Origin of the sequence: Brachybacterium tyrofermentans (assembly GCF_039526165.1) — a bacterium.
GTDB classification, from domain to species: Bacteria; Actinomycetota; Actinomycetes; order Actinomycetales; family Dermabacteraceae; genus Brachybacterium; species Brachybacterium tyrofermentans.
On record NZ_BAAAIR010000033.1, the window covers coordinates 52,705 to 76,623 of the forward strand.

18 protein-coding genes are annotated in these 23,919 nt (G+C 70.4%); 10 read left to right on the forward strand and 8 right to left on the reverse strand.

The genetic code is table 11. From position 1 onward, the window contains the following. Positions 1–79: 79 nt before the first annotated feature. Together tpx and ABD093_RS07070 are read right to left on the reverse strand one after the other, a co-directional pair. A complete protein-coding gene (gene tpx / locus ABD093_RS07065; RefSeq protein ID WP_193117952.1) occupies positions 80–577 on the reverse strand; it encodes a thiol peroxidase in 498 nt (165 codons plus the stop codon). 89 nt (positions 578–666) lie between these two features. Further along, the gene (locus tag ABD093_RS07070; protein WP_343923381.1) at positions 667–1,545 is read right to left on the reverse strand and encodes a polyphosphate kinase 2 family protein; all 879 of its coding nucleotides are present in this window, start codon (positions 1,543–1,545) and stop codon (positions 667–669) included. Positions 1,546–1,629: 84 nt separating this feature from the next. Between ABD093_RS07070 and ABD093_RS07075 the strand changes: the two genes are divergently transcribed. Together ABD093_RS07075 and ABD093_RS07080 are read left to right on the forward strand one after the other, a co-directional pair. Further along, positions 1,630–2,802, forward strand: a complete 1,173-nt coding sequence (locus ABD093_RS07075) for an amidohydrolase (RefSeq protein WP_193117950.1) — start codon at positions 1,630–1,632, stop codon at positions 2,800–2,802. A 34-nt stretch (positions 2,803–2,836) separates the two neighbouring features. After that, on the forward strand, positions 2,837–3,835 hold the full coding sequence (locus ABD093_RS07080) for a phosphotransferase enzyme family protein (protein WP_193117949.1): 999 nt from the start codon (positions 2,837–2,839) through the stop codon (positions 3,833–3,835). 72 nt (positions 3,836–3,907) lie between these two features. On the opposite strand, the gene ABD093_RS07085 is transcribed toward ABD093_RS07080, so the two are convergent. Beyond that, positions 3,908–4,468 carry a GNAT family N-acetyltransferase gene (locus tag ABD093_RS07085; protein ID WP_193117948.1) on the reverse strand — a complete coding sequence of 187 codons (561 nt, stop codon included), beginning with the start codon at positions 4,466–4,468 and terminating at the stop codon, positions 3,908–3,910. Positions 4,469–4,564: 96 nt separating this feature from the next. After that, positions 4,565–5,335, reverse strand: a complete 771-nt coding sequence (locus ABD093_RS07090; RefSeq protein WP_226850375.1) for a PepSY domain-containing protein — start codon at positions 5,333–5,335, stop codon at positions 4,565–4,567. Between the two features lie 279 nt (positions 5,336–5,614). Here ABD093_RS07090 and ABD093_RS07095 point away from each other — a divergent pair, with 279 nt between their 5' ends. Together ABD093_RS07095 and ABD093_RS07100 are read left to right on the forward strand one after the other, a co-directional pair. Beyond that, a complete protein-coding gene (locus tag ABD093_RS07095) occupies positions 5,615–8,116 on the forward strand; it encodes a phosphoketolase family protein (RefSeq protein WP_343923385.1) in 2,502 nt (833 codons plus the stop codon). Between the two features lie 49 nt (positions 8,117–8,165). After that, positions 8,166–8,480 (forward strand): acylphosphatase, encoded by a 315-nt coding sequence (locus ABD093_RS07100; protein WP_343923387.1) that lies wholly within the window; start codon positions 8,166–8,168, stop codon positions 8,478–8,480. A 13-nt stretch (positions 8,481–8,493) separates the two neighbouring features. Here the strand turns inward: ABD093_RS07100 and ABD093_RS07105 are convergent, their stop codons facing one another. Then, the gene (locus ABD093_RS07105; protein ID WP_343923389.1) at positions 8,494–9,663 is read right to left on the reverse strand and encodes an MFS transporter; all 1,170 of its coding nucleotides are present in this window, start codon (positions 9,661–9,663) and stop codon (positions 8,494–8,496) included. A 185-nt stretch (positions 9,664–9,848) separates the two neighbouring features. Then, positions 9,849–10,496 carry an SDR family oxidoreductase gene (locus ABD093_RS07110; protein ID WP_343923391.1) on the reverse strand — a complete coding sequence of 216 codons (648 nt, stop codon included), beginning with the start codon at positions 10,494–10,496 and terminating at the stop codon, positions 9,849–9,851. 216 nt (positions 10,497–10,712) lie between these two features. Here ABD093_RS07110 and ABD093_RS07115 point away from each other — a divergent pair, with 216 nt between their 5' ends. Beyond that, on the forward strand, positions 10,713–11,768 hold the full coding sequence (locus ABD093_RS07115) for a DUF808 domain-containing protein (protein ID WP_343923392.1): 1,056 nt from the start codon (positions 10,713–10,715) through the stop codon (positions 11,766–11,768). Positions 11,769–11,969: 201 nt separating this feature from the next. Next, positions 11,970–13,550: a glycoside hydrolase family 10-like protein gene (locus ABD093_RS07120; protein ID WP_343923393.1), complete on the forward strand. Its 1,581-nt coding sequence runs from the start codon at positions 11,970–11,972 to the stop codon at positions 13,548–13,550. Between the two features lie 128 nt (positions 13,551–13,678). Here the strand turns inward: ABD093_RS07120 and ABD093_RS07125 are convergent, their stop codons facing one another. After that, entirely contained in the window at positions 13,679–14,209 is a 531-nt protein-coding gene (locus ABD093_RS07125; RefSeq protein WP_343923394.1) for a phosphoribosyltransferase, read from the reverse strand. Positions 14,210–14,495: 286 nt separating this feature from the next. Here ABD093_RS07125 and ABD093_RS07130 point away from each other — a divergent pair, with 286 nt between their 5' ends. From ABD093_RS07130 to ABD093_RS07145, 4 genes are all read left to right on the forward strand, one after another. Then, entirely contained in the window at positions 14,496–15,257 is a 762-nt protein-coding gene (locus ABD093_RS07130) for a DeoR/GlpR family DNA-binding transcription regulator (protein ID WP_343923395.1), read from the forward strand. Beyond that, a complete protein-coding gene (locus ABD093_RS07135; RefSeq protein ID WP_343923396.1) occupies positions 15,254–16,210 on the forward strand; it encodes a 1-phosphofructokinase family hexose kinase in 957 nt (318 codons plus the stop codon). Before ABD093_RS07130 ends, ABD093_RS07135 begins: the two co-directional genes overlap by 4 nt. 64 nt (positions 16,211–16,274) lie before the next feature. Then, entirely contained in the window at positions 16,275–18,389 is a 2,115-nt protein-coding gene (locus ABD093_RS07140) for a PTS fructose transporter subunit IIABC (RefSeq protein WP_343923397.1), read from the forward strand. A gap of 227 nt (positions 18,390–18,616) precedes the next feature. After that, entirely contained in the window at positions 18,617–19,498 is an 882-nt protein-coding gene (locus ABD093_RS07145) for a YwaF family protein (protein ID WP_343923398.1), read from the forward strand. 553 nt (positions 19,499–20,051) lie between these two features. Here the strand turns inward: ABD093_RS07145 and ABD093_RS07150 are convergent. After that, positions 20,052–23,645, reverse strand: a complete 3,594-nt coding sequence (locus ABD093_RS07150) for a GH92 family glycosyl hydrolase (RefSeq protein WP_343923399.1) — start codon at positions 23,643–23,645, stop codon at positions 20,052–20,054. Positions 23,646–23,919 lie beyond the last annotated feature (274 nt).

A 23,919-nucleotide genomic window follows, 5' to 3' on the forward strand; every position in this document is an offset into this window, starting at 1 on the left:
TCCGCGCGGGAGGCGGATCGGGCCCTGGTCAGGGGTGGCAACGGCTGCCGCGGAGGGTCGCTGCTCTGGTGAATGCCTCTCAGGCCAGAGCGGCCTTCGCGCCCTCGTAGTCGGGCTCCTCGGAGACCTCGCCGACCTGCTCGGTGTAGACGACCTTGCCGGTCTCGTCGGTGATGACGACGGCGCGCGAGAGCAGGCCCGCCAGCGGGCCGTCGCTCATGGTCACGCCGTAGTCCTCGCCGAAGGAGGAGCGGAAGGCGGAGCCGGTGACGACGTTCTCGATGCCCTCGGCGCCGCAGAAGCGCGCCTGCGCGAACGGCAGGTCCTTCGAGACGCAGACGACGACGGTGTTCTCGAGGCCAGCGGCGAGCTCGTTGAACGTGCGCACGCTCATCGCGCAGGTGCCGGTGTCCAGCGAGGGGAAGATGTTCAGCACGACGCGCTTGCCGGCGAGGTCGGAGCTCGCGACCGGCGAGAGGTCCTGACCGACGAGCTCGAACGCCGGCAGGGCAGAGCCCTGGGCGGGAAGCTCGCCGACGGTCGAGATGGGGGTGTTCTTGAAGGTGATGGAAGCCATGGCTCCATCATCATCCGCCGAGCTGAACGGCACAAGCCGACTCCTGGGAGTCGGCGGGGGCCGGCAGGCGCCCCGTTCCCGGCGCCGGATCAGTCCATGGTCTCCTGGAGCCGGGCGGTCTGCTCGGCGACGTCGAACTCCGCCTCGGGCCACTGCGGGTCGATGCCGCGCAGCGCGTCCAGCAGGAGCTGCTGCACCGCGAGGCGGGCGTACCACTTGCGATCCGCCGGGACCACGGTCCACGGGGCACCGACGGTGGAGGTGGCCCGCAGCGCCTTCGTATAGGCCTCCTGGTAGGCGTCCCAGTGCGCGCGCTCGTCGACGTCCCCGGGGTGGAACTTCCAGTGCTTGTCGGGCCGCTCGAGCCGCTCCATGAGCCGTTCGCCCTGCTCCTGGCGGGAGATGTGCAGCATGACCTTCACGATCACGGTCCCCGCCTCGGTGAGCTCACGCTCGAAGGCGTTGATCGCGGTGTACCGGCTGCGGACCTCCTTCGCGTCGGCCCAGCCGTGCACGCGATGGATCAGCACGTCCTCGTACTGGGAGCGGTCGAAGACGCCGATCATCCCGGGCTCCGGGGCGTGCTTGCGGATGCGCCACAGGAAGTCGTGGCGCTTCTCGGCGCGGGTGGGGGCCTTGAACGCGGTGATGTCCACGCCCTGGGGATCCACGTTCCCCACCACGTGGCGCATGATGCCGCCCTTGCCGGAGGTGTCCATGCCCTGCACGATCAGCAGCACCGAGCGGCCTCCCTCGACACCGTGGTTCTCCGCGTACAGCCGCTCCTGGAGCTCGTCGAGGGTGCTGTCCCGGGCGGCGAGCTGCTCCTTGCCGTCGGCCTTCTTCCCGGTGAAGCCGGGAGTGGCGTGCGGATCGAGCTCGGAGAGATCCTCCGTCCAGTCCGACGGGATCGCGAAGCCGCGAGGCTCCTGGGCTGCGGGGTCGCTCTTCTTCTGCTTCTTCGACATAGGGGCAGGCTAACCCGCACAGTCCGCCCGCACGGCGTTCTGCCCGCACTTGACTCCACCGATCGGTCGGGCGAGTGTCGGGGCATGACGATCACCGCCCTCACCAACGCCCACGTCCTCCCCATCTCCTCCCCCGCCCTCGACGGCACCGTCCTGGTCGAGGACGGCCGCATCACCGCGGTCGGGCCCCACGTCGAGATCCCCGAGGACGCGCTGGTCGTCGACGCGGGCGGCGGCTGGCTGCTGCCAGGCTTCATCGACGCCCACGTGCACCTCGGGGTCGACGAGGAGGGCGAGGGATGGGCCGGCCAGGACACCAACGAGATGACCGACCCGGTGATGGCGGCGGCGCGGGCGATCGATGCGATCAATCCCGTGGAGATCGGCTTCGACGACGCGATCATCGGCGGCGTCACCGCGGTGAACGTGAATCCCGGCTCCGGCAACCCCATCGGCGGGCTCGCCGTGGCGATCCGCACCCACGGCCGGATCGTGGACGACATGGTGCTGCGCAGCCCCTCGGGGTTGAAGGCCGCGCTCGGTGAGAATCCCAAGCGGATCTACGGCGAGCGCAAGCAGACCCCGTCGACGCGTCTCGGGGTGGCCCTCACGATCCGGCAGGCCTTCGCGAAGGCCCAGGTGTGGATGGCGAAGGACAAGTCGGATCGCGAGGCCGATCTGATGAGCGAGGCGCTCGCCCGCGTGCTGCGCCGCGAGATCCCGTGGCGCCAGCACTCCCATCGGGCCGACGACATCGCCACCGCGCTGCGGATCGCCGAGGAGTTCGGCTTCGAGCTCGTGCTGGACCATGGCACCGAGTCGTACCTGATCGCCGACAGGGTCGCCGCCGCCGGGGTGCCCGTGCTGTACGGCCCGCTGATCGTGTCCCGCTCGAAGGTGGAGGTGCGTCACCGCACCCCGAAGGCGCCCGGCCTGCTCGCCGCCGCCGGCGTGAAGGTCTCGATCATCACCGACCACCCGGTGGTGCCCATCGAGTTCCTCGTCCACCAGGCGGCTCTCGCCGTCAAGCACGGCATGGATCCGGCCGACGCCCTTCGCGCGATCACCCTGAACCCGGCCGAGGTGCTCGGCGTCGAGGACCGGCTCGGCTCGATCGAGGTCGGCAAGGATGCGGACCTGGTGCTCTGGGAGGGCGATCCGCTGGACACCCGGAACCGCTCGCTGCGGGTGTGGCAGCACGGGCGTGAGGTGATGCACCGGGACGAGGCCGGGGAGCCGGTGATCGCGTCGCGATGAAAGCTGACCGTCCTGCCCCTGATGCGATAGCCCGATGAGCGATCGGCAGGCCCCGGCGACTCCGGCCGTCGAGATGCTGTGGGAGGCCGCTTCTCCGGATGTCGTGCTGCGCGACCGGTTCGGGTTCGCGGGTGCCGGCGAAGCTACTGCCTGGATCACCGGAACCGTCCGTTCGCTCTGGGGAATCGAGGTCTTCTCCTGCGCACGGATCGTGATGTCGGACAGCAACGCCCTGACGTGGCTCGGGACGTCGGCAGGAACGCTGGTCGCGAAATGGTCGATCGCGACCGACAGGTTCGTGCGGCTGGGGGCGTTGTCGAACGTGCTCGCCGAGCTGGCCCACCGGGAGGTCCCGGTCTCGGCTCCGTTGACCTCCTGTGATGGTCGACGACAGGTCGAGGTCGATGGCGTCTCCCTCGCGCTGCAACGGGAGATCCCCGGACAGATCCTCGACACGGCGGATCCGACTCAGGTGCACGGCGCCGGTGCTCAGCTCGCCCGGCTGCACCATGCACTCGCCGAGATCACGCAGGACGTTCCGGTTCTGGGTTCGTCTGACGCGGTCCCGAGCGTGCGGGCGCGGATCGAGGAGTGGCTCAGCGGTGATTGCTCCCACCTTCCGGCGCCAGCGCTGCGCACGCTCGCGGACTCCCTGGACGCCGAGGACGATGGCCTGCCGGTGCAGCTGCTGCATGGCGACTACCGCTCCACCAACATCCTGTGGTCGGGGAACAAGGTGGCCGCTGTGCTGGACTTCGATGAGGCGAGGGTCGACCTCCGCGTGGATGAGGTCGGACGGTCCGCCGTGCTCCTCGGCACGAGGTTCACCGACTGGGAGCCGGTCACTCTGGCGGTGCGCGAAGAGTTCTTCCGGGGATACGACGCAGTCAACCGGCCGAGCGACTCGGAGCGGCGATGGCGGCGGATCCTCGTGCTGTGGTACTCACTCGCGACGGTTCCTGAGTCCGACGGGCGATCCAGCTGGTCGCGCGCTGCAGCAGAGGAGCTTGAGGCGGAGCACTGGCGCATCTGACGTCTACGATGAGGTCGGGCCGCATGCCGTGATCAGGCAGTTCCGCAGTGCTGCACACTCTCGAGCGCCGGCTCACTCCGCGATCTTCGCGTGCGTGTGCATGTCATGCCATCCGTCGGCGTGCAGGACGCTCTGGCGACGTGTCCCCTCTGCGGCGAACCCGGCTCTGATCGCGACGCGGCACGAGCCCGGATTCCTCGTCGAGTGCTCGAGCTCGACGCGATGCATCCCGACGGAGAACGCCCAGCGTGCCGCCGAGTCGAGCGCTCGGGCCGCGACCCCTCGGCCTCGGACGTCAGGTCGTACCCAGTACGCGGCCGTCGCGATGCCGTCGGTCTTCTCGACCCTGAGCGTCATCCGTGCTGCCAGTGCACCGTCGACGTCCACGGCCCAGCTGACTCCCGTCTCCAGCGTCCACGCCTCATGAGCCCCCGAGATCCAGGTGCTCGCTTCCTCGCACGACATGGATCGTGCATGCCAACGCCGGATCTCGGGGTCCGAGTACGCAGCAGACACTGCTGGGATGTCGCCTTCGGTCCACGGCCTCAAGATCATCGGTCCGGCCCGGAGCACTGGCTGGGCGGCGGACGAGAGGGAGCCCTCGGCGATGGTCGGCTGCACGAGGGAGGCCATGCCAGGAGCATCTCAGACGCGCACGGTGTCGACAACGCCCGTACGAGCGCACACCGCGTCGAGCAGTGCAGCTCCTGCTCGTGCTCCTGCGACGGATCAGTCCTCGACCCGTACCTCACCGGTCTCGACGTCGACCTCGATCTCGGTGTCGTCGCCGCCGGACCGCTCGAGGTCGATCTGGTAGCGGATCGTGCCGTCGTCGGAGTCGAGGTCCCAGCTGGAGACCCGGCCGTCGTGCTTCTGCAGGGCGAGATCGATCGCCTCGGCGGGAGTCATGGGCGAGGTGACGTCCACGGCCGGCTCGTCGACCCTGTCGTCGTCCTCCTCGTGCTGGAGGACCTCACCGGTGGCGGCGTCGATGTCGATCTCGTGCTCGCGGCCGTCCAGGGCCACCTCGATCTCCCACACCCAGTCGCGGTCGTCGTCGTGGTCGATCGAGACCGACACCGTCTCCCCGCCGCCTGCGGTCTCCAGCGCGATCGCGACGGCGTCCTCCACGGGAACCGGCAGCTGCTCGGTGGCGAGGTCGGCGCTCTCGGGGAGCGGTGCGCCGCCGGCCGCCGCGTCGTCACCGGCGCCATCGCCTGCCGTGCCGCCGTCCGAGGGCGCCCCGTCGGCGCCACCTGCATCCGAGGCGCCAACCGCTTCCGAGGTGTCGCCGCCTGCGGAGCCGTCGCCGCCGGAGGCGTCGTCGCCCGTCGCCTCCCCACCGTCGCTCACGGAGGGGTCGGAGTCCCCGTCGGCCGGAGAGCCGTCGTCCCCGGAGGTGTCCCCGCACCCGGCGGCGAGGGCGATGACGAGGGCGCCGAGGGCGGCGGCCCGCGTGGTGCTGCGGAGGGTGGAGCGTGAGCGCATCGTGCGGATCATGGCGGTCCTTGTCCTGCCGGGGCGGGCCCGGCATACGTCGTGAAGATACCCCCAGGCTACGAGGCACTTCCCAGGAGATCCAGCACTCTGAGAACACTCTCATCGGGCTCTCACCGGCCCCACTGCCACCACGTGTCGCAGGGCGCGTGCGGGGCAGGGGTCTCCGGGCGGCACAGATCCGTTGATCGGGACCTCCGGCCTTCCCCGTCCGCCACCGACGACCTACGGTGGGAAGCAGCCCCCAGGGGACCCTGATGTCCGATGCAGCAGGAAGGCGCCATGACCTCTACGAGGACCACCGCGAACACCACCACGAGCACCTGGCCGGACTCCCCCGCGCAGTCCCCCACCGAGGAGGAGCTGCACCGGATCCACGCCTGGTGGCGGGCCGCGAACTACCTCTCGGTCGGGCAGATCTACCTCAAGGACAACCCGCTGCTGCGCATCCCTCTGCAGCGCGAGCACGTCAAACCCCGCCTGCTCGGCCACTGGGGCACCACCCCGGGGCTGACCTTCCTCTACGCCCATGCGAACCGGGCGATCCGGCAGCGGGGCCTGCACGCCATGTACATCACCGGGCCCGGCCATGGCGGGCCGGGTCTGGTGGCGGCGAGCTACCTCGAGGGCACCTATTCCGAGGTGTATCCCGCCGTGAGCCCGGACGAGGACGGCCTGAAGCGGCTGTTCACGCAGTTCTCCTTCCCCGGCGGCATCCCCTCGCATGTCGCTCCGGAGACCCCCGGCTCGATCCACGAGGGCGGCGAGCTCGGCTATGCCCTCTCCCACGCCTACGGCGCCATGTTCGACCGCCCCGACCAGATCGCCTTCACCGTGGTGGGCGACGGCGAGGCGGAGACCGGTCCGCTGGCGACCTCCTGGCACTCCAACAAGTTCACGAACCCCCAGCAGGACGGGGTGGTGCTGCCGATCCTGCACCTGAACGGCTACAAGATCGCCAACCCCACCGTGCTGGCCCGCATCGGCGACGAGGAGCTCGAGGCGCTGATGCGCGGCTACGGGCACACCCCGCTGTTCTTCACCGGCGGGTTCCAGGACGAGGATCCGATGGCGGCGCACGAGCGCTTCGCCGCGGTGCTCGACACGGCGCTGGACCAGATCGCAGAGATCAAGCAGCAGGCGCAGGCCGATGCCGCGGCCGGCCGCGAGACGGAGCGGCCCGCGTGGCCGATGATCATCTTCCGCACCCCCAAGGGATGGACCGGGCCGAAGACCATCGACGGGCAGGTCACGGAGGGGTCCTGGCGCTCCCATCAGGTGCCGCTCGCGAGCGCCCGGGACACCGAGGAGCACCTCGCCGACCTCGACACCTGGCTCCGCTCCTACCGCCCCGAGGAGCTGTTCGACGAGGAGGGTCACCTGCTCGAGGACATCGCGGCCGCCGCTCCGAGCGAGCTGCAGCGGATGTCCGCGAACCCGGCCACCAATGGCGGCTCCGTGCTGATCCCGCTGCGCCTTCCGGACTTCCGCGACCACGCCGTCGAGGTGCAGCATCCGGGAGCCTCGGTCTCCGAAGCCACCAGGGTGCTGGGCGGCTGGCTGCGGGACGTGGTGACCGAGAATCCCGAGAACTTCCGGATCTTCGGGCCCGATGAGACAGCCTCGAACCGTCTGCAATCGGTGTACGAGGTGACCGACAAGCAGTGGAACGCGGACTTCGAGCCGCACGACCGCGAGGAGCACCTGGCGCGATCCGGCCGCGTCATGGAGGTGCTCTCGGAGCATCAGTGCCAGGGCTGGCTCGAGGGATACCTGCTCACCGGCCGCCACGGCCTGTTCTCCTCCTACGAGGCGTTCATCCACATCGTCGACTCGATGGTCAATCAGCACGCCAAGTGGTTGAAGGTCACCAACGAGCTGGAGTGGCGCCGGCCGATCGCCTCGCTGAACTACTTGCTCAGCTCGCACGTGTGGCGACAGGACCACAACGGTTTCAGCCATCAGGATCCCGGGTTCATCGATCACCTGGTCAACAAGAAGGCCGAGATCGTGCGGGTGTACCTGCCGCCGGATGCGAACACGCTGCTGTCCACCTACGACCACTGCCTGCGCTCGCGCCAGTACGTGAACGTGGTGGTGGCCGGGAAGCAGCCCAACCCGAACTGGCTGAGCATGGACGAGGCCGTGGTGCACTGCGCGCGCGGGCTCGGGATCTGGGAATGGGCCGGCACCGAGGTGGACGGCGAGGAGCCGGACGTGGTGCTGGGCTGCGCCGGCGACATCCCCACCATCGAGACTCTCGCGGCTGCGAAGATCCTGCGCGAAGCGATCCCCGGCCTGAAGGTCCGGGTGATCAACGTCGTGGACCTCATGCGCCTGCAGGAGGACACCGAGCATCCCCATGGCCTCTCCCCGGAGGACTTCGACGGGCTGTTCGGCGAGGACATCCCGGTGATCTTCGCGTACCACGGGTATCCCTGGCTGATCCACCGCCTGGCCTACCGCCACGATCGCAGCTCCCGGATCCACGTGCGCGGCTACAAGGAGGAGGGCACCACGACCACTCCCTTCGACATGCTCATGCTCAACGACTCCGACCGCTATCACCTGGTGATGGACGTGATCGACCGGGTCGAGGGCCTCGCCACCCGGTATGCGGGACTGCGCCAGCGGATGGTCGACGCACGGCTCCAGGCACGAGCCCACGCGTACGAGCACGGCGAGGATCCGGCGCACATCGCGCAGTGGCAGTGGGACGACAACGCGGACGAGGCGGGCGACGGCGCCCCCGCGCAGGCCCAGGACACCGGGGGCGACAACTGAGGCGGCCCGCCGCTGGGACGGGGGGGGTCGGCAGGTCGGAGAGGACGAGATGAGCACGCAGCGGAACCCCGAGCTGGCGAGCGGATCAGCAGAGGCGCAGCGCAGGATCGTCCGGGTGCGCGGGCAGGTCCAGGGCGTCGGCTTCCGGATGGCGGCCGCCTCGGAGGCGGCGCGGCTCGGTGTGGCCGGCACCGTGCGCAATCTGTGGGACGGCACGGTCGAGGCCGACATCGAAGGGGCGCAGCACGCGGTCGACGCGATGCTCGCCTGGCTGCGTCAGGGGCCGACGAGCGCGCACGTGAGCGGGATCGACGTGCGCCCGGAGACGCCGCGCGGGGCGGACTCGTTCCGGATCACCGGCTGACTCGCCGGCCGATTCAGGCACCGACGTGCGCGCGCGGCGTGGTGCGCAGGTAGTTCACCGCGACCAGCACGCCGGCGACGATCATCACCGTGGAGGTCACGATCAGCGCGGTCTGGCCGGCCGAGTCGATGATCAGGCCACCCACGAGGGCGCCCCCGGCGATGGCGGTGTTGAACACGGCGCTGTTCAGTGCGGTGCCCTCCTCGATCACCTCCGTGGCCTGAGTGTTGACGAACGCCTGGATCGCCACCGAGATCGCGCCGACGAACAGGCCCCACAGCGGCATGATCGCGAGGGCCGAGGCGGGGCTGCGCATCAGCACGAGCACGGCCAGCAGCGCGACGCCCATGCCGGCCGAGACCACGAGCACGCCCCAGGGGGCGCTGCGGCTCAGCAGCGCGGCGACCGCGAAATTGCCGATCAGCCCGGCGATGCCGAACACCAGCAGCATCAGCCCGACCTGAGTGACCGGGACCCCAGCCCGCTCCAGGAGGATGGGGCTGACATACGCATAGGTGATGAACTGTGCGACCACCACCAGCGAGGTGAGCGCCACGGCGTAGCGCACGCCGCGGGTGCGGGCGGCGGCGAGCATCATCGACGGCGTCACCTTCACCGGCGAGCGCACCGGCTTCACGAGGACCAGGATCAGCACCGCGACCACTGCCGCCGCGACGCCCACCACCACGAACGCGGTGCGCCAGCCCACGTGCGTGCCGATCCAGGCGGCGACGGGGACGCCCAGCACCAGGGCCGCGCCCGCGCCGCCGAAGGCGACGGTCAGGGCCCGGGAGGTGTGCTCCCGAGAGACCTGGCCGATCGCGACGATGGCCAGCACGGCCCAGTACAGACCGATCGAGACCCCGGCGAAGAGCCGGGCGATCAGGAGCACCGCGAAGGTGGGTGCCACGGCGCTCAGCAGACTGGAGAGCACCACCGAGGCCAGGGCGATCACCAGCACGAGGCGGCGATCGAGTCCGCGCACGATCACCGGGGTGAGCACGGCGACGATGCCGGCGAGCACTCCGGGGACGGTCACGGCGAGGCCTGCCACGCCGGCGCTGACCCCGAGATCCGGTGCCATCACGCTGAGGACGCCGATGGGCAGCTCCTCGATCGTGATGAGGATGAAGATCCCCAGGGCGAGGGCGACGACCCCGCCCCACCGTCGTGCGCTGTCCACTGCTTCTCCTCTGTCCGGGCCCGGCGATCGGCCGGGCAAACTCCCTCACGATAGGGCATGACCCCGGACAGCCGACGGCCCCGGCAGGTGAGTGCGAGCACTCACCTGCCGGGACCGATCAGAAGACCGCGTCGTTCAGAAGTCGGCGTCGTTCAGACGGGACCGTCGTCCAGAGGGACCGTCGATCAGACGGCGGCGTCGAAGGCCGCGCCGATCTCCTGCTCACCGTCGTTGTAGGTCAGGAACTTCCCGACGGTTCCGGGGCGATCGAGTGCCGCCACGATGGTGCGGGCCACGTTCCCGCGCGAGACGGTGCTGCTCTCGGAGGTGGTGGCGTCGATCCGCCCGGTGGGCTCCTCGAGGGTGAGACCGGAGGGGCCGAGGATGGTCCACTCCAGGTCCGTGCCCTGCAGGTGCGCGTCCGCCTGGGCCTTGGACTCGGCGTAGGCGAAGAACGGCTCATCCTCGGGCACGCCGTGCTCGAGGCTCGCGCCGAAGTAGCTGACCATCACGTAGCGAGTGGCGCCGACGCGCCGGGCCGACTCCATCGACGCGATCGCCGCGTCCCGGTCCACTGCCCAGGTGCGCTGCGGGCTTCCGCCGCCGGCGCCGGCCGACCACACCACCGCGTCCTTGCCGCGCAGCAGCTCGTCCCAGCCATCCGCGTCGAGCGATTCGATGTCCGCCACGACGGCCTTCGCCCCGGTGGCCTCGATCTCCGCCGTCTGCTCCGGATCGCGGATCACCGCGTGGACGGTGTGGCCCGCCTCCACGAGCAGCGGCTCAGCGAGCAGCGCGACCTTGCCATGTCCTCCGATAAGTGCAATATCCATGTGCCCACCTTTGCACCGTCATCAGCGCACGTCGAGACCGTGCCGTCCAGGTTCACTCCTGGTGGAATGCGTCGTGATCCGCGTGGCGCTCTCCGCCGTCGACACCCTCGATGCGCGCGCCCGTGCACCGCGCTCGTGCACCGCGCTCGTGCCGCGACCGATATCCTGACCGCGGTCGCCGTCGGGCGTCCGATCCCTCGGGGGAAGGAACCTCGCATGGCCGGTGGACTCGCCGCACTCCTCGACGACGTCGCAGCGCTCGCGCGGCTCGCCGCCGCCAGCACCGACGATGTCGCCGCAGCCTCCGCCAAGGCGGGCTCCAAAGCCATGGGTGTCGTCATCGACGACGCGGCCGTGACACCGCAGTACGTGAAAGGGCTCGAGCCTAAGCGCGAGCTGCCGATCATCTGGCGGATCACCAAGGGCTCCTTCCGCAACAAGCTGATCTTCATCCTTCCGGTCCTGCTGCTGCTCAGCGCTTTCGCCCCCTGGGCGCTGACTCCGATCCTCATGCTCGGTGGCCTCTACCTCAGCTTCGAGGGCGCCGAGAAGATCTGGGAGCTGGTCAGCGGGAAGCCCAAGAAGGCCCCGGCGGCCGCCGAGGGTGCCGGCGCCGAGGACAAGATCGTCTCGAGCGCGGTGCGCACCGACCTCATCCTCTCCGCCGAGATCATGGTCATCTCCATGAATTCGATCGACGCAGACTCGCTGTGGGCACGCGCGATCGTGCTCGTGGTCGTGGCCATCGGCATCACCGTCCTCGTCTACGGGGCCGTGGGCGTCCTGGTGAAGATGGATGACGTCGGGCTGGCCATGGCGGCTGACCACGACTCCGAGTTCAAGCAGAAGTTCGGCCGCGGTCTGGTCGGCGCGATGCCGAAGGTCATGAACGTCATCAGCTACGTGGGCATGGTCGCGATGCTGTGGGTGGGTGGACACATCCTGCTGGTCGGCACCCATGACCTCGGCCTCGCCCAGCCCTACGGGTTCGTGCACCACCTCGAAGGCGCCGTCGCCGGCATCGCCGGGGTCGGTGCGATCCTCGGCTGGCTGATCAACACTGCTTTCTCCTTCGTGTTCGGCCTGATCATCGGCGGCGTCATCGCCGTGATCATGCACTTCCTGCCCTTCGGGCATCACGACGAGGGCGGGCACGCCGAGAGCGGGCACGCCGGCGACAGCGCCGACCAGCACGAAGCAGGCCAGGGCAGTGCCTCGCAGAGCGCCGGGAAACCCGAGGCCGGTTCCCTCGGTCCCGACGCGAAGGGCTGACGCCCGCGCACCCGACGTCCCGGCAGCGCCACCGGGCGTCGCGGCTGTCCTTACCGACGTCACGGCACTGTCTCCGGGCGTCGTGGCTGTCCTTGCCGACGTCACGGCGCAGCCTCCGGGTGTCGTGGCGATGCTTGCCCGGCCTCCTCGGTCGTGCGACGGTTGGTGACCACCGTCACCGACCGAGGAGTCCACAGCGCCGTGCATTCAGTCGATCGCCGTTCCTTCCTGTCCCTGTCCACCCGGGCCGCCGTCGGCGGAACCGCCGTCACCGCCGCGGCGGCAGCGTCGGCGGTACCGGCTGTTGCCGCCTCCGCGCCCGCCGCCCCCGGGGCGGACCCCGCTCCCCCGCCCTCCCGGGAGTTCCGCGCCATGTGGCTCTCCTCCGTGGTCAACATCGACTGGCCCTCGAAGCCGGGGCTCAGCGTCGAGGAGCAGAAGGCCGAGTACATCGCCTGGCTGGACCGTGCGCAGTCGCTCGGCCTGAACGCGATCATCGCCCAGGTGCGGCCCACGGCGGATGCCTTCTGGCCCTCCCGCGTCGAGCCCTGGTCGATGTACCTCACCGGTACTCAGGGGCAGGACCCCGGCTACGATCCGCTGGCCTTCCAGATCGACGCCGCCCATGAGCGCAACATCGAGTTCCACGCCTGGTTCAACCCCTACCGGGTTGCGATGAGCGAGACGCCTGATCTGGTCGAGGACCATCCGGCGCGGGTGCACCCCGACTGGGTCTGGCCCTTCGGCGGGAAGCTCTACTACGACCCGGGCCTGCCCGAGGTGCGCGCCTTCGTGCAGGACGCGATGATGGATGCGATCTCGCGGTACGACGTGGACGGCGCCCACTTCGACGACTACTTCTACCCCTACGCGATCGCCGGGAAGACCTATCCGGACCAGGCTACGTACGAGGCCCAGTCCGATGGCGCCACCGGGATCGAGGACTGGCGCCGTGAGAACATCAACCTGCTGGTCAGCGAGATGCAGGAGCGGATCCATGCGGAGAAGCCGTGGGTGCGCTTCGGGATCAGCCCGTTCGGGATCTGGCGGAACTCCACGAGCGATCCGGAGGGGTCGGACACCTCGGGCTCGGAGAGCTACGAGATCATCTGCGCGGATTCGCTGCGCTGGGTGCGCGAGGGTTGGGTCGACTACATCACCCCGCAGATCTACTGGCAGTTCGGCCACCCCGCCGCGGACTACGAGACGCTCGTGCACTGGTGGGCCGAGAAGGTCGAGGGGACCAACGTGGGGCTGTACATCGGCGAAGCCGCGTACAAGGCGATCACCGGGGTGTTCCCCGAGGTCACGGAGCTGGGCGATCACGTCGACCTGACCCGCAGCCTGGATGCCGTGGACGGCAACGTGTACTTCAGCGCGGCTAGCCTGCGCGATGACACCACCAGATCGGTCGACGACCTCGTGCAGCGCCAGTACCAGCACCCGGCGATCGTGCCCGAGCTCGAGCAGGTGCCCGGCGAGGCCCCCGATGCGCCGACCGTGCTCGTGGTGCGCCGCACGGAGGACGGGGTGCAGGTGCGCTGGCGAGGGCACGGAGCCACGAGCTATGCCCTGTGGCACCTGCCCACCGCTGAGGTGACCGAGGAGGCTCTCGCCGACGGGCGGAATCTGGTGGCGAGCGTGCGCGCGGACCGGGGCTCGCAGGCGCTCGTGCACCTCGACGCCGAGGGGGCCGACGGCAGCGGGTACTACGCGGTCACGGCCTACGACCGCACCTGGCACCAGAGTGCGCCTTCCGCCGCCGTCGGAGTCCGAAAGTAGTCGGAGTCCGAAAGAAAGGAGTCGACGCCTTGACGTAGTCGACGCCCGGACGACGAACGGCCGACGGGCCTGCGGGTGATGTCCCGCGGCCGTCGGCCGTTCGTCGTGGTGCAGGGGCTGAGCGACCCTCAGGCGGTCGGGGTCTCCGCATCGGTGTTCGCGACGACCGGCGGCTCGGCCGACCACGGGAAGACGATCCACTCGTCGGTGCGCCGCCACACGAAGTCCGGGGAGACGACGGAGGCGGACTTCGAGTAGAGCACGGCGCTGCGGGCGTCGGCGCCCTGCTCGCGCAGCAGGTCGAGCACGAGGGCGAGGGTGCGGCCGGAGTCGGCGACGTCATCGACCACGAGGAGGCGCTTGCCCTGGATCGACTCGTTGTCCAGCATCGGGGCGAGCAGCACGGGCTCGGGCAGGGTCTCGTGGACGTCGGTGTAGAACTCGACGTTGATCGCGTCGGCGAGCTTCAGCCCCAGGGCGTAGGAGAGCGACCCGGCCGGCAGCAGGCCGCCGCGGGCCACCGCGATGACGATCTCCGGCGCGAACGCCGAATCGGCGATGATCTGCGCGAGCTCCCGTGAGGCGGTGCCGAACAGCTCCCAGGTCAGGACCTCCTTGGTCGACAGCTCGGACGAGTCGGCATGGTAGGCCTGGGACATCTTTTCTCTTCTCCTCGGGGTGCGATCGACGCAGAGAGCATCGATGGTATCGGCCCGCATGCGCTCGAGCCCGTGCAGCAAGCGCCCGCGTGACGGTCGACTCCTCCGGACCGTCCGTCCACCCGCCAGTTCTCCTCCTCCTGCCCTCGACTCACCCGCCCAGCCACAGATTCCCACATAACTATTCTGTTGTTTTGTGTGGCTTTGTGGCGTAGTGTGCGGGCATCCGTGGAGCCGAGGCTCGCCCGACGCCCGCGATCTCTCCTTCGATGAGGCAGGTGACCCCATGTACGCCCGCGAACGCCAGCGACAGATCCTCGACACCCTCGCGCAGTCCGGCCGGGTCGCCGTCACGGACCTCTCCGCGCAGTTCGACGTCGCCACCGAGACCGTTCGGCGCGACCTCGACCAGCTCGCGGGGCAGGGAGCGCTGACCCGGGTCCACGGCGGCGCCGTCCCCCGGAGCACCACCGAGGTCGAGCCCGACCTCGAGTCCCGCCGGACCACCAACGTCGAGGTGAAACGACGGATCGCGACGGCCGCCGCGCGCCTGCTCCCCGCAGACCCGGGCGCCGCCGTGCTGATCGACGCCGGGAGCACCACCGCTGAGCTTCTCCCCCATCTCTCCGGCCGGCGCGGCCCCGTGATCACCAATGCTCCCGCGATCGCCCAGGGCGCTCTCGTGCACACCGATCTCGAGGTGCATGTGCTCCCGGGCCGCGTGCGCCCCACGACCCAGGCCGCCGTCGGTTCCGCGACCGTCGACGCGATGCGCCTCCTGCATCCCGAGATCGCGTTCCTGGGCTGCAACGGCCTGGACGGCGAGGGGTTCACCACCCCGGACCCCGACGAGGCCGCGGTGAAGAACGCGATGGTCCGCTCCGCCGGGCTGCGGGTCGTCCTCGCCGATTCCTCGAAGGCCGGTTCCCGGCACCTGGTGACCTTCGCGCGCGCCGCGGACATCGACACCCTCGTCACCGACGACGGCCTGCCGCCCGAGGTGCTGCGCCAGCTCACCGACGCCGGGGTCGAGGTGATCTGCGCATGATCGTCACCTTCACCGCGAACCCCTCGCTGGACCGCACGGTCGACCTGGGCGGTCCGCTCGTCCCCGGAGGGGTGCACCGCATCAGCGGCGACAGCACCCAGCCCGGCGGCAAGGGCATCAACGTCGCGCTCGGCGTGCACCGCGCCGGGATCGACGTGACCGCGATCCTGCCGGCCGCCCCGTCGGACCCCCTGCTCGCCCTCCTCGAGGCCGAAGGGCTCCCCCACCGGGCCGCTCCGATCGTCGGCCCGGTGCGCACGAACCTCACCGTGCTGTCCTCGCCGCAGGTCACCACCAAGCTCAACGAGCCCGGTGCCACGCTCGGCGAGGAGGAGATCGCGGGGCTCGAGCAGCTGCTGATCTCGAGCATCGGGGACGAGGACATCGTCATGCTCTCCGGCTCGCTCGCTCCCGGGCTCCCGGCCGACGAGTACGTGCGCCTGATCGAGCTGTTGCAGGCGCGCGGCGCCCGCGTCGGCGTCGACACCTCGGATGCGCCGCTCGGTGCCGTTGCCGCGGCACTTCCCGGCACCGCCCCGGACTTCCTCAAGCCCAATGCCGAGGAGCTCGGCCAGATCGTCGGCGTCTCCGGCGACGTGCTCGAGAGCCAGGTGAGCGACGGGAACCTCGAAGGCGTCCGCGACGCGGCTCTGAACCTCCACCACCGCGGTGTCGGAGCCGTGCTCGTGACCCTCGGCGCGGCCGGCGGACTGCTCGCCACCGAAGGAGCCGCCTGGTACTGCCCCTCGGCCTCCTCCCCCGTGGTCTCGACCGTCGGCGCCGGCGACTCCGCGACCGCCGGCTACCTGATCAGCCGCGAGCTCGGCGAGGCCCCCGGCCTGCGCCTGGCCCGCGCCCTCGCGTACGGGACCGCCGCCGTCGGCCTGCCCGGCACCACCATCCCCCGTCCCGATCAGGTCCGTATCGCTGCGGATGGCGTCGTCCGACTCTGACCCCTCTCGTCCCCTGCCTCTCTCCGTCCCGCCCCCGTGGGACAGCCCGTTCGAAGGAGCACACATGCCCGGATCACTGATGACCCCCGAGCTGGTCCGCCTGGAGGTGGACCCTCCCGGTGACAAGCACGCCGTGATCGGCCTGATGGCTGATCTGATCTCCGCCACCGGCCGCGCGGACCGCGACGGCCTCGAGGCTGGACTGCTCAAGCGCGAGGAATCCTTCGCCACCGGCATGCCCGGCGGCTTCGCGATCCCCCACTGCCGCACCGACGCGGTCCACGAGGCGGCGCTGGGCTTCCTGCGCCTGTCCGAGCCGGTCGACTTCGGATCGGCCGACGGGCCTGCGGACCTCATCATCGGCATCGCCGCCCCGGCGGGCACCGACGACCAGCACCTGAAGCTGCTCGCCCAGCTCTCCCGCGCCCTGATCCGTCCCGAGTTCCTCGCGGACCTGCGTGCCGCCCGGGAGCCCCATGAGGTCTCCGACCTGGTGATGGGCGTGATCGAGCCCGAGCCGTCGGCGCAGCCCGCCGCCGGGACGAGCGCCGGCTCCGCGACCGCTGGGAGTTCCACGGCCGACGCTCCCGCCGGGGGTTCCGCAGCCGGAGCCGTTGCCGCTGAGAGCGCTGCCGCAGGCACCGATGCTGCAGGCACCACAGAGGCGGGCGACGCGCCCGTGCTGCTCGCGATCACCTCGTGCCCGACCGGGATCGCGCACACCTACATGGCGGCCGAGTCCCTCGAGAATGCTGCGAAGGACAAGGGCGTCGAGCTGCATGTCGAGACCCAGGGCTCCGGTGGCATCACTCCGTTCACCGACGAGCAGATCGCCGCCGCGAGCGCCCTGATCATCGCTGCTGATGTGAACGTCTCCGGTCGTGAGCGCTTCGCCGGCGTCCCGCTGGTCGAGCACCCCGTCAAGCGCGCCATCTCTCATGGACCGCAGATGATCGACGAGGCCGTCGCGGCCTCCTCGGATCCCTCGGCGCGACGCGTCCCGACAGCATCGGGCAGCTCGGAGTCCGCCTCGGGGTCCGGAGGCCAGCAGTCCTGGCCCAAGCGGATCCAGGCCGCGGTCATGACGGGCGTGTCCTACATGATCCCGTTCGTCGCCGCCGGTGGCCTGCTCATGGCGCTGGGCTTCCTCATCGCCGGCTTCGACGTGGCCTTCGTGGCCCAGGACGTCGCCACCGGCTATTCGCTCACCTCGCTCCCGGACCATATGCCCTACGAGGCGGCGACGGGCCAGACGCTGACGGAGCGGTCGGGCCTCGCCCTCTACCTCGGCGCCGTGTTCTTCACCGTCGGTGACCTCGGCATGGGCTTCCTGGTCGCGGCCCTGTCCGGCTACATCGCCTACGGGCTCGCCGGCCGCCCCGGGATCGCCCCCGGGTTCATCGGCGGCGCGGTCTCCGTGCTGGTCGGCGCCGGCTTCCTGGGCGGTCTGATCACCGGTCTCCTGGCCGGTCTCGTGGCCCTGTGGTTCACGACTCTGAAGCCGCCGCGGTGGCTCGCAGGGCTCATGCCCGTCGTGATCATCCCGCTGCTCACCACCCTCGTCGTGGGCGGCCTGATGCTGATGTTCCTGGGCCGTCCGCTCGCCTCGCTGATGACTGCTCTCCAGGACGGGCTGACCGGGATGTCCGGCTCCTCCGCGGTCCTGCTCGGCGTGATCATCGGCCTGATGATGTGCTTCGACCTGGGCGGCCCGGTCAACAAGGCGGCCTACCTCTTCGCCACGGCGGGACTCTCGCAGGGCACCGAGGCCTCCTTCCAGATCATGGCCGCCGTGATGGCCGCCGGCATGGTGCCGCCGCTCGCGATGGCGCTGTCCACCGTGGTGCGCCGGAAGCTGTACACGCCGGTCGAGCGGGAGAACGGCACCACCGCCTGGCTGCTCGGCGCGGCCTTCATCACCGAGGGCTCGATCCCCTTCGCCGCGGCGGACCCGCTGCGCGTGATCCCCTCGATGATGACCGGCGGCGCCGTCACCGGTGCACTGATCATGGCGCTCGGCGTCGGCTCGCAGGCACCTCACGGCGGCATCTTCGTCGCCTTCGCGATCAGCCCGATCTGGGGCTTCATCCTGGCGATCCTCGCCGGCACCGTCGTCGCGGCCGCCGTGGTCACCCTGCTCAAGGAGAGCTCGAGCCGGAAGCAGGCCGTGGCCGCCTGACCCCGACGGGCCCCACCCGCACGCACGACCCGCTGTTCCCGTAGTTCCCGTACGACATCGCGCAGAGCGCCCCGCCATGGCGGGGCGCTCTCGTAGTCTCGGACCGGTTGTTCGCCATGACGATGATCGTGCCGGGCCATCTGCTGGCTGTCCGCGGTCGTCGATCGTCGGCAGCCGACGACGGCAAGGTCTGCCCGATGGGCACCACGCGAGGAGAGAGGACAGAGATGCCGAGAACCGACTCGAGCCAGGGCATGCTCCTCGCGGGCCCACTCGGGCAGATGCCCGCTTATGGGGGCGCACATCTGAGCGTCCTCGCCCTGATCGTGATCGCCGCACTCGCTCTGGTGGTGTGGGCCCGGCGAGCGCACCCAGCGGATGTGGACCGTTCGCTGCGAGCGGCCGGGTGGATCCTGCTGGCCAACAGCGTGCTCTGGACCGTGTGGGGCTTCCTGCCCTGGTCCTGGAACCTCGATGAGTCCCTCCCGCTGCACTTCTCCGACGCGCTGCGCTTCATCGTGCCGTTGGCTCTGATCACCCGGGCTCCCTGGGCGATCGTGGTGACGTACTTCTGGGGCCTGACGCTGAATATGCAGTCGGTGCTCACGCCGGACGTGAACTACTTCGTGTGGATCCCGCTGGAGTTCACCGAGTACTGGATCGCCCACGCGAGCGGTGTCCTGGCACCCGTCGTGCTGATCTGGGGTCTCGGCTTCCGGCCCACCTGGCGCGGCTACGGCGTCGCCTATGCGGTCACGGTGGCGTGGGCGGGGATCGCTTTCGCCGGGAACGCGCTGGCGGGCGCGAACTACGGCTATCTCAACCGCGCCCCGGCCGGCCCCAGCATCCTGGACGTGATGGGCCCCTGGCCTCAGTATCTGCTGGTCGAAGCCGTCGCGATCGCCGTGGTGTGGGCGCTGATGACCTGGCCGTGGGCCGCGCTCGACGCCCGCCGCGGGACCCCAGCCATCGCACCCGGTGCCCTGCTGCGCCGTCGCCTCCAGGATGAGTCCGGGCCGGGCCCTCGCGTCATGGACGAGCCGAGGGGGTCACAGACTGGCCCTCGTGCCACGGACCGGCGGACGGTGTCACGGACGGGCCGATGGTGACGAGCCCTGGTGATATAGCCAGCTGACCTCAGCATCGGCCCGTCCATGACGGGTCTCGGCGCCCTGCTGGGGGCCCTGCTGAGGCGACCGGTCCCCGTGAATCGCCGTGATGTGGTCGCTCATGACCTGGCCGTGGGCCGTGCGGGACCGTCGCCTGGGGACGCCCGCCGTCGGACCCGATGCGCTGCTGCGCCGCCGCTCCCGTGCCTCCTCACCGGGGGCTGTGGCCTGCTGAGCCAGCCGCCCCCAAGGGTGAGCCCGTGCCCGAGCGGGCAGGCAACTGGGTGAGCTGGCCACGGGGTGGGCCGGTCCCAGGCAGTCGAATCAGGGGTGCTCGAGTCAGGGGAAGCTCGTGGCAAGGGGCTCGTGTCGTGGACCGGCCGATGGTGACGAGCCCTGGTGATATAGCCAGCTGACCGCGCCCCCGGCCCGCCCACGACGGAGGGAGTGGTCCAAGAGCGCGGACCAGGCAGCCAGGCGAACGACCAGGCAGCCAGGCGAACGACCAGGCAGGCGGGCGTGAGGCCGGCCGGGAGTCTCGGGCGGGGCGCTGTCAGGCCAGGAGCTCCAGCTCCGCCAGGCGCAACGGCCCTTGGGCGGTGGTGATCACGAGCCGGTGATGGGTGAACCCGCGTGGCGAGGGGATCTGGAAGGGACGGGTCTGCCGACGCCAGCGGAAGCTCTGCTCCGTGCGCTCATCCAGCAGCTCCCACGACTCGCCGTCCTGCGAGCCCTCGAGCCGCCAGGCGATCGGGTCACCGCCGGTCTCCGCCGAGGAGGTCAGGGTGAGGAACCGGGTCACGAGGGGCTCGCCCAGCTCGGGCAGATCGATCACGACGCTCGAGGTGTCCCAGGTCTGCTCGGTCCGCGAGTCGTCATCCCGCAGCGGATCCGAGGGGTCCGCGCTGAAGAGGTCCCGCAACGGCTGCGGGTGGTGCCCCACAGGAGTGGCCGACGGCGGCACGGCACCCCAGTCCGAGGCCTCGGCGTCGGCCCGGGAGCCGAGCGCGACGTGCAGGCGACCGCGCAGGTCCGCGTGGTCGATCCAGGCATCGCGGTGCTCCGTGTCATCGCGGGTCATGCCCACGATGCAGTCGGCTCCCGCGTCGCCGTGCTCGGCGATCACGGTGAACGGTTCCCCGCCCAGCGGCTTGACGTGCACATGGTCGAAAAGCGGCGCCACCAGGTGGTAGCGGCCGGTGCCGAGCTGCAGCGGGTACAGGCCCAGCGCGGTCAGCAGCCACCAGGCGCTCATCTCGCCGTTGTCCTCGTCCCCCGGGTAGCCCTGTCCGATCTGCTCGCCCACGAACAGCCGACGGTGCACCTCGCGCACCACCTGCGAGGCGATCTCCGGTGCCCCAGCGTGGTGGTAGAGGAAGGGGATGTGGTGCGAAGGCTGGTTGGAGACCCCGAACTGTCCCATCCGCACCGCGCGGGCCTCATCCATCTCGTGGATGACGTGGCCGTAGGTGCCCTTGAGATCTGCCCGCTCCGGGGTGGAGAAGAACTCGTCGAGCTTCGCGCGCAGGAACTGCCGCCCGCCGTACAGGGCGGCGAGGCCCTCCCCGTCGTGCGGGACGTGGAAGGCGAAGTTCCAGCCGTCGGTCTCGGTGAAGTCCCCTCCCCAGGCACGCGGGTCGAACTCCTCGGGGCTCTGCGCGAAGGCGCCGTCGGCCCGCCGACCCTGGAAGAAGTGGATGGCCGGATCGAACAGCAGCGGGTAGTTCACGGAGCGCGACCGCAGGTAGGCGGCCTCCTCGTGGAGCTGCGCGGCGTGACGCACCTCCTCCGTCGACGCCGCCAGCAGCTCGGCCTGGGCGGCGAGCCCGAAGTCGTTGATGTGCGCCTCGAGGGCCCACGACACGGATTCCTCGGTGTCGGTATCGACGTATCCCGTGAACACGGCGCGCTCGTTGCCCCGGCGCCCCACCTCGGTCATCGGCGGTGCCACGGTCGCGTTGCGCAGGCCGGACTCGTAGGCGGCGACCGGATCAGGCAGGGCCACGCCCTTGACGGCGAGATCCGCGAAGGCGACGTCGCTGCTGGTGCCGGTCATGCAGTCCGCATAGCCGGGAGAGGACCAGCGGGCGATCCAGCCGCCCTCGCGGTACTGCTGCACGAAGCCGTCGGCGATCTCGGCGGCCACCTCCGGGTAGAGCAGCGCGTACGCCGGCCAGGCGGTGCGGTAGGTGTCCCAGAACCCGTTGTTGACATGCAGCGTCCCCGGCAGCACCTGGGCGTTGGTGCGGGAGTCGGTGGCATCACCCTTGGGCGGGCGCACCGGGCTCGCGTGCATCGGGGAGACCCGCTGCGCGGTGCCGGCGTTCTCCCACTGGGAGTTGGGGTAGAGGTTCAGGCGGTAGAGGTTCCCGTACAGGGTGCGCCGCTGGGCCGGGGTCGCGGTCCCCGGCTCGATCACCCGCAGGCGCTCGGTCCATGCGGCGTGCGCGTCCTCGCGCACCTGCTCGAGGGACCGACCCTGCACCTCCTGGGCGAAGGTGCGACGGCCCTGTTCCACACCGATGAAGCTGGTGACCAGGCGCACCGTCACGCGTTCGGTGCCCTCGGCGAAGGTCAGCACGCTGCCGGTGGACTCCCCCCGCGCGGCGGCCACCGAGATCGGTGCCGGATCCACCTCGGCCAGGACGAACATCCGGGTGGCCCCGTCGGCCCGTTCATAGCCCTCGGCCAGGCCCGAGTCGACCCAGGCGCGTATCGTGCCGTCGAACACGGCACCGGCTGCGTCGATGCGGCTGTGCTCGTCGACGCCCTCGAGCAGCAGGTGCGGGGTTCCGGCCTGGGCGGAGTAGTCGATCTCGCAGACGGCGCCGTGGTCGGTCGGTGCCAGCCGCAGTGCGGTCCCGCCGTCGAGCGCCACCTCGTAGAGGTCCGGGCGCGCGGTCTCCTCGGCATGGTCGAAGCCGAGGGCCCGGGCTCCCGGGGTGGCGTCGGGAGCATCCCCGTGCATCGGCATGAGCACGAACTGGTTGCGGTCCCCCATCCAGGGGCTGGGCTGGTGGGAGATCGCCAGGCCCTGCAGGCGGGGACGGTTGTCCTCACCGTTGCGCCGGTGGTACTCGTACAGCCAGCGCCGGGTGCGCGCATCGGTCACCGGGGTGAAGAACGCGAAGCCGTTGGGCACGGCGGTCAGCGGAAGGTTGTTGCCGCGGGAGAAGTCGCCGGAGGCGTAGGTGCCGCGCCGGGTGTCCACCCAGGCCACGTAGTCCTCGCGGGGCGGGTCCGCGGGAAGGGGGCCGACGTAGGGGCCGTCGATCCAGCCGATGAGCTCCACGGGCGCGGCGGGCTCGATCGGGGCGGCGGGCTCAATCGGGGTGGCGGGCTCGATCGGGGCGGCGTCGTCGACCGCTCCCGTGGCGGCATCTGCCGCCGCCGGTGCTGTCGGTGTCGTCGGCCCATCGTGCGCCGTGGCACCCTCATCTGTCGCAGAGATGACGGCGACACCCCTCGTGGTCAGGCCGGCGTCGTCCGCCGGGGCCTGCTCCTCCACGGGATCGTCCTCGAGATCGCTCTCGTCACCGAGGTCCCAGGACGCGATCTGCGATGCCCCGAGGGACGGATCGGCCTGTGCCAGGACCGTCCCCGACAGGTCGCTCCGCTCCAGGTCGACGTCCAGCATGCTCACTTCTGGACCAGCGGGTGCCGGATCCGCGGCGGGAGCACCCTCGGGCTGTTCGTCGTCGTCACCATCCGGGATCGCGGCCATCAGCAGCACCTCGGCGATGGTGCGGCCGACGGCGGTGTCGAGCGCGACCTGCACGTCGTTCCATTGGTCGGCGTACAGGATCTTCCCCTCGCCGATCCCGGCGGCGGTGGCCGGGGTCCCGTACTGATCGCGCGGGTCGAGCTCGGAGAGGCGCGAGCCGTCCTTGAACACGAGATCGATCGAGACGTGCGTGGCGCCCCAGGTCAGCTCCGCATCCAGCTGCGGATACACGTAGAACCGCAGCACATCGCCGCGCTCGATGGTGCGACCCACCACGGAGGCCAGGCCCTCCAGCACCGGCAGCGTCGTCTCGGAGCTCTCTGCGGCGCCGGCTTCGTAGCGCAGTGCGGAGGTCGCGAGGAAGCCTGCGGCGTCCTTGCTGGTGGGCGAGCCGACGGGTCCCGGGTCTGCGGTGACGATCATGCGCTCAAGGTTAACGACCACGGCGGGCTCGAGGCAGGTCCCGTCCGGCGCGGCGCGGCAGGACCTGCCCCCTGGGCACCCGATTGCGCAGGCTTCGTGGTCCGCCCCCTCCACCTATATCCACAGGCACCAGGTGTGCAGGCTCCGCCATATACGGCCTCCCTCATCACCTCACGCCCCTGGATACGCCTTCCCCACCTCGGGAAGGAGGCGCCCGGCGGCGGGGCGACGAGTACCTCTCCTCATCACGGGAGCCATAGGGCTCCGGCGCTAT

Excerpts from the sequence above, each read along its gene's own strand:
- tpx (WP_193117952.1), bottom strand. The coding sequence starts at position 577 with ATGGCTTCCATCACCTTCAAGAACACCCCCATCTCGACCGTCGGCGAG.
- ABD093_RS07070 (WP_343923381.1), bottom strand. The coding sequence starts at position 1,545 with ATGTCGAAGAAGCAGAAGAAGAGCGACCCCGCAGCCCAGGAGCCTCGC.
- ABD093_RS07075 (WP_193117950.1), top strand. The coding sequence starts at position 1,630 with ATGACGATCACCGCCCTCACCAACGCCCACGTCCTCCCCATCTCCTCC.
- ABD093_RS07080 (WP_193117949.1), top strand. The coding sequence starts at position 2,837 with ATGAGCGATCGGCAGGCCCCGGCGACTCCGGCCGTCGAGATGCTGTGG.
- ABD093_RS07085 (WP_193117948.1), bottom strand. The coding sequence starts at position 4,468 with ATGGCCTCCCTCGTGCAGCCGACCATCGCCGAGGGCTCCCTCTCGTCC.
- ABD093_RS07090 (WP_226850375.1), bottom strand. The coding sequence starts at position 5,335 with ATGATCCGCACGATGCGCTCACGCTCCACCCTCCGCAGCACCACGCGG.
- ABD093_RS07095 (WP_343923385.1), top strand. The coding sequence starts at position 5,615 with ATGACCTCTACGAGGACCACCGCGAACACCACCACGAGCACCTGGCCG.
- ABD093_RS07100 (WP_343923387.1), top strand. The coding sequence starts at position 8,166 with ATGAGCACGCAGCGGAACCCCGAGCTGGCGAGCGGATCAGCAGAGGCG.
- ABD093_RS07110 (WP_343923391.1), bottom strand. The coding sequence starts at position 10,496 with ATGGATATTGCACTTATCGGAGGACATGGCAAGGTCGCGCTGCTCGCT.
- ABD093_RS07115 (WP_343923392.1), top strand. The coding sequence starts at position 10,713 with ATGGCCGGTGGACTCGCCGCACTCCTCGACGACGTCGCAGCGCTCGCG.
- ABD093_RS07125 (WP_343923394.1), bottom strand. The coding sequence starts at position 14,209 with ATGTCCCAGGCCTACCATGCCGACTCGTCCGAGCTGTCGACCAAGGAG.
- ABD093_RS07130 (WP_343923395.1), top strand. The coding sequence starts at position 14,496 with ATGTACGCCCGCGAACGCCAGCGACAGATCCTCGACACCCTCGCGCAG.
- ABD093_RS07135 (WP_343923396.1), top strand. The coding sequence starts at position 15,254 with ATGATCGTCACCTTCACCGCGAACCCCTCGCTGGACCGCACGGTCGAC.
- ABD093_RS07140 (WP_343923397.1), top strand. The coding sequence starts at position 16,275 with ATGCCCGGATCACTGATGACCCCCGAGCTGGTCCGCCTGGAGGTGGAC.
- ABD093_RS07145 (WP_343923398.1), top strand. The coding sequence starts at position 18,617 with ATGCCGAGAACCGACTCGAGCCAGGGCATGCTCCTCGCGGGCCCACTC.
- ABD093_RS07150 (WP_343923399.1), bottom strand. The coding sequence starts at position 23,645 with ATGATCGTCACCGCAGACCCGGGACCCGTCGGCTCGCCCACCAGCAAG.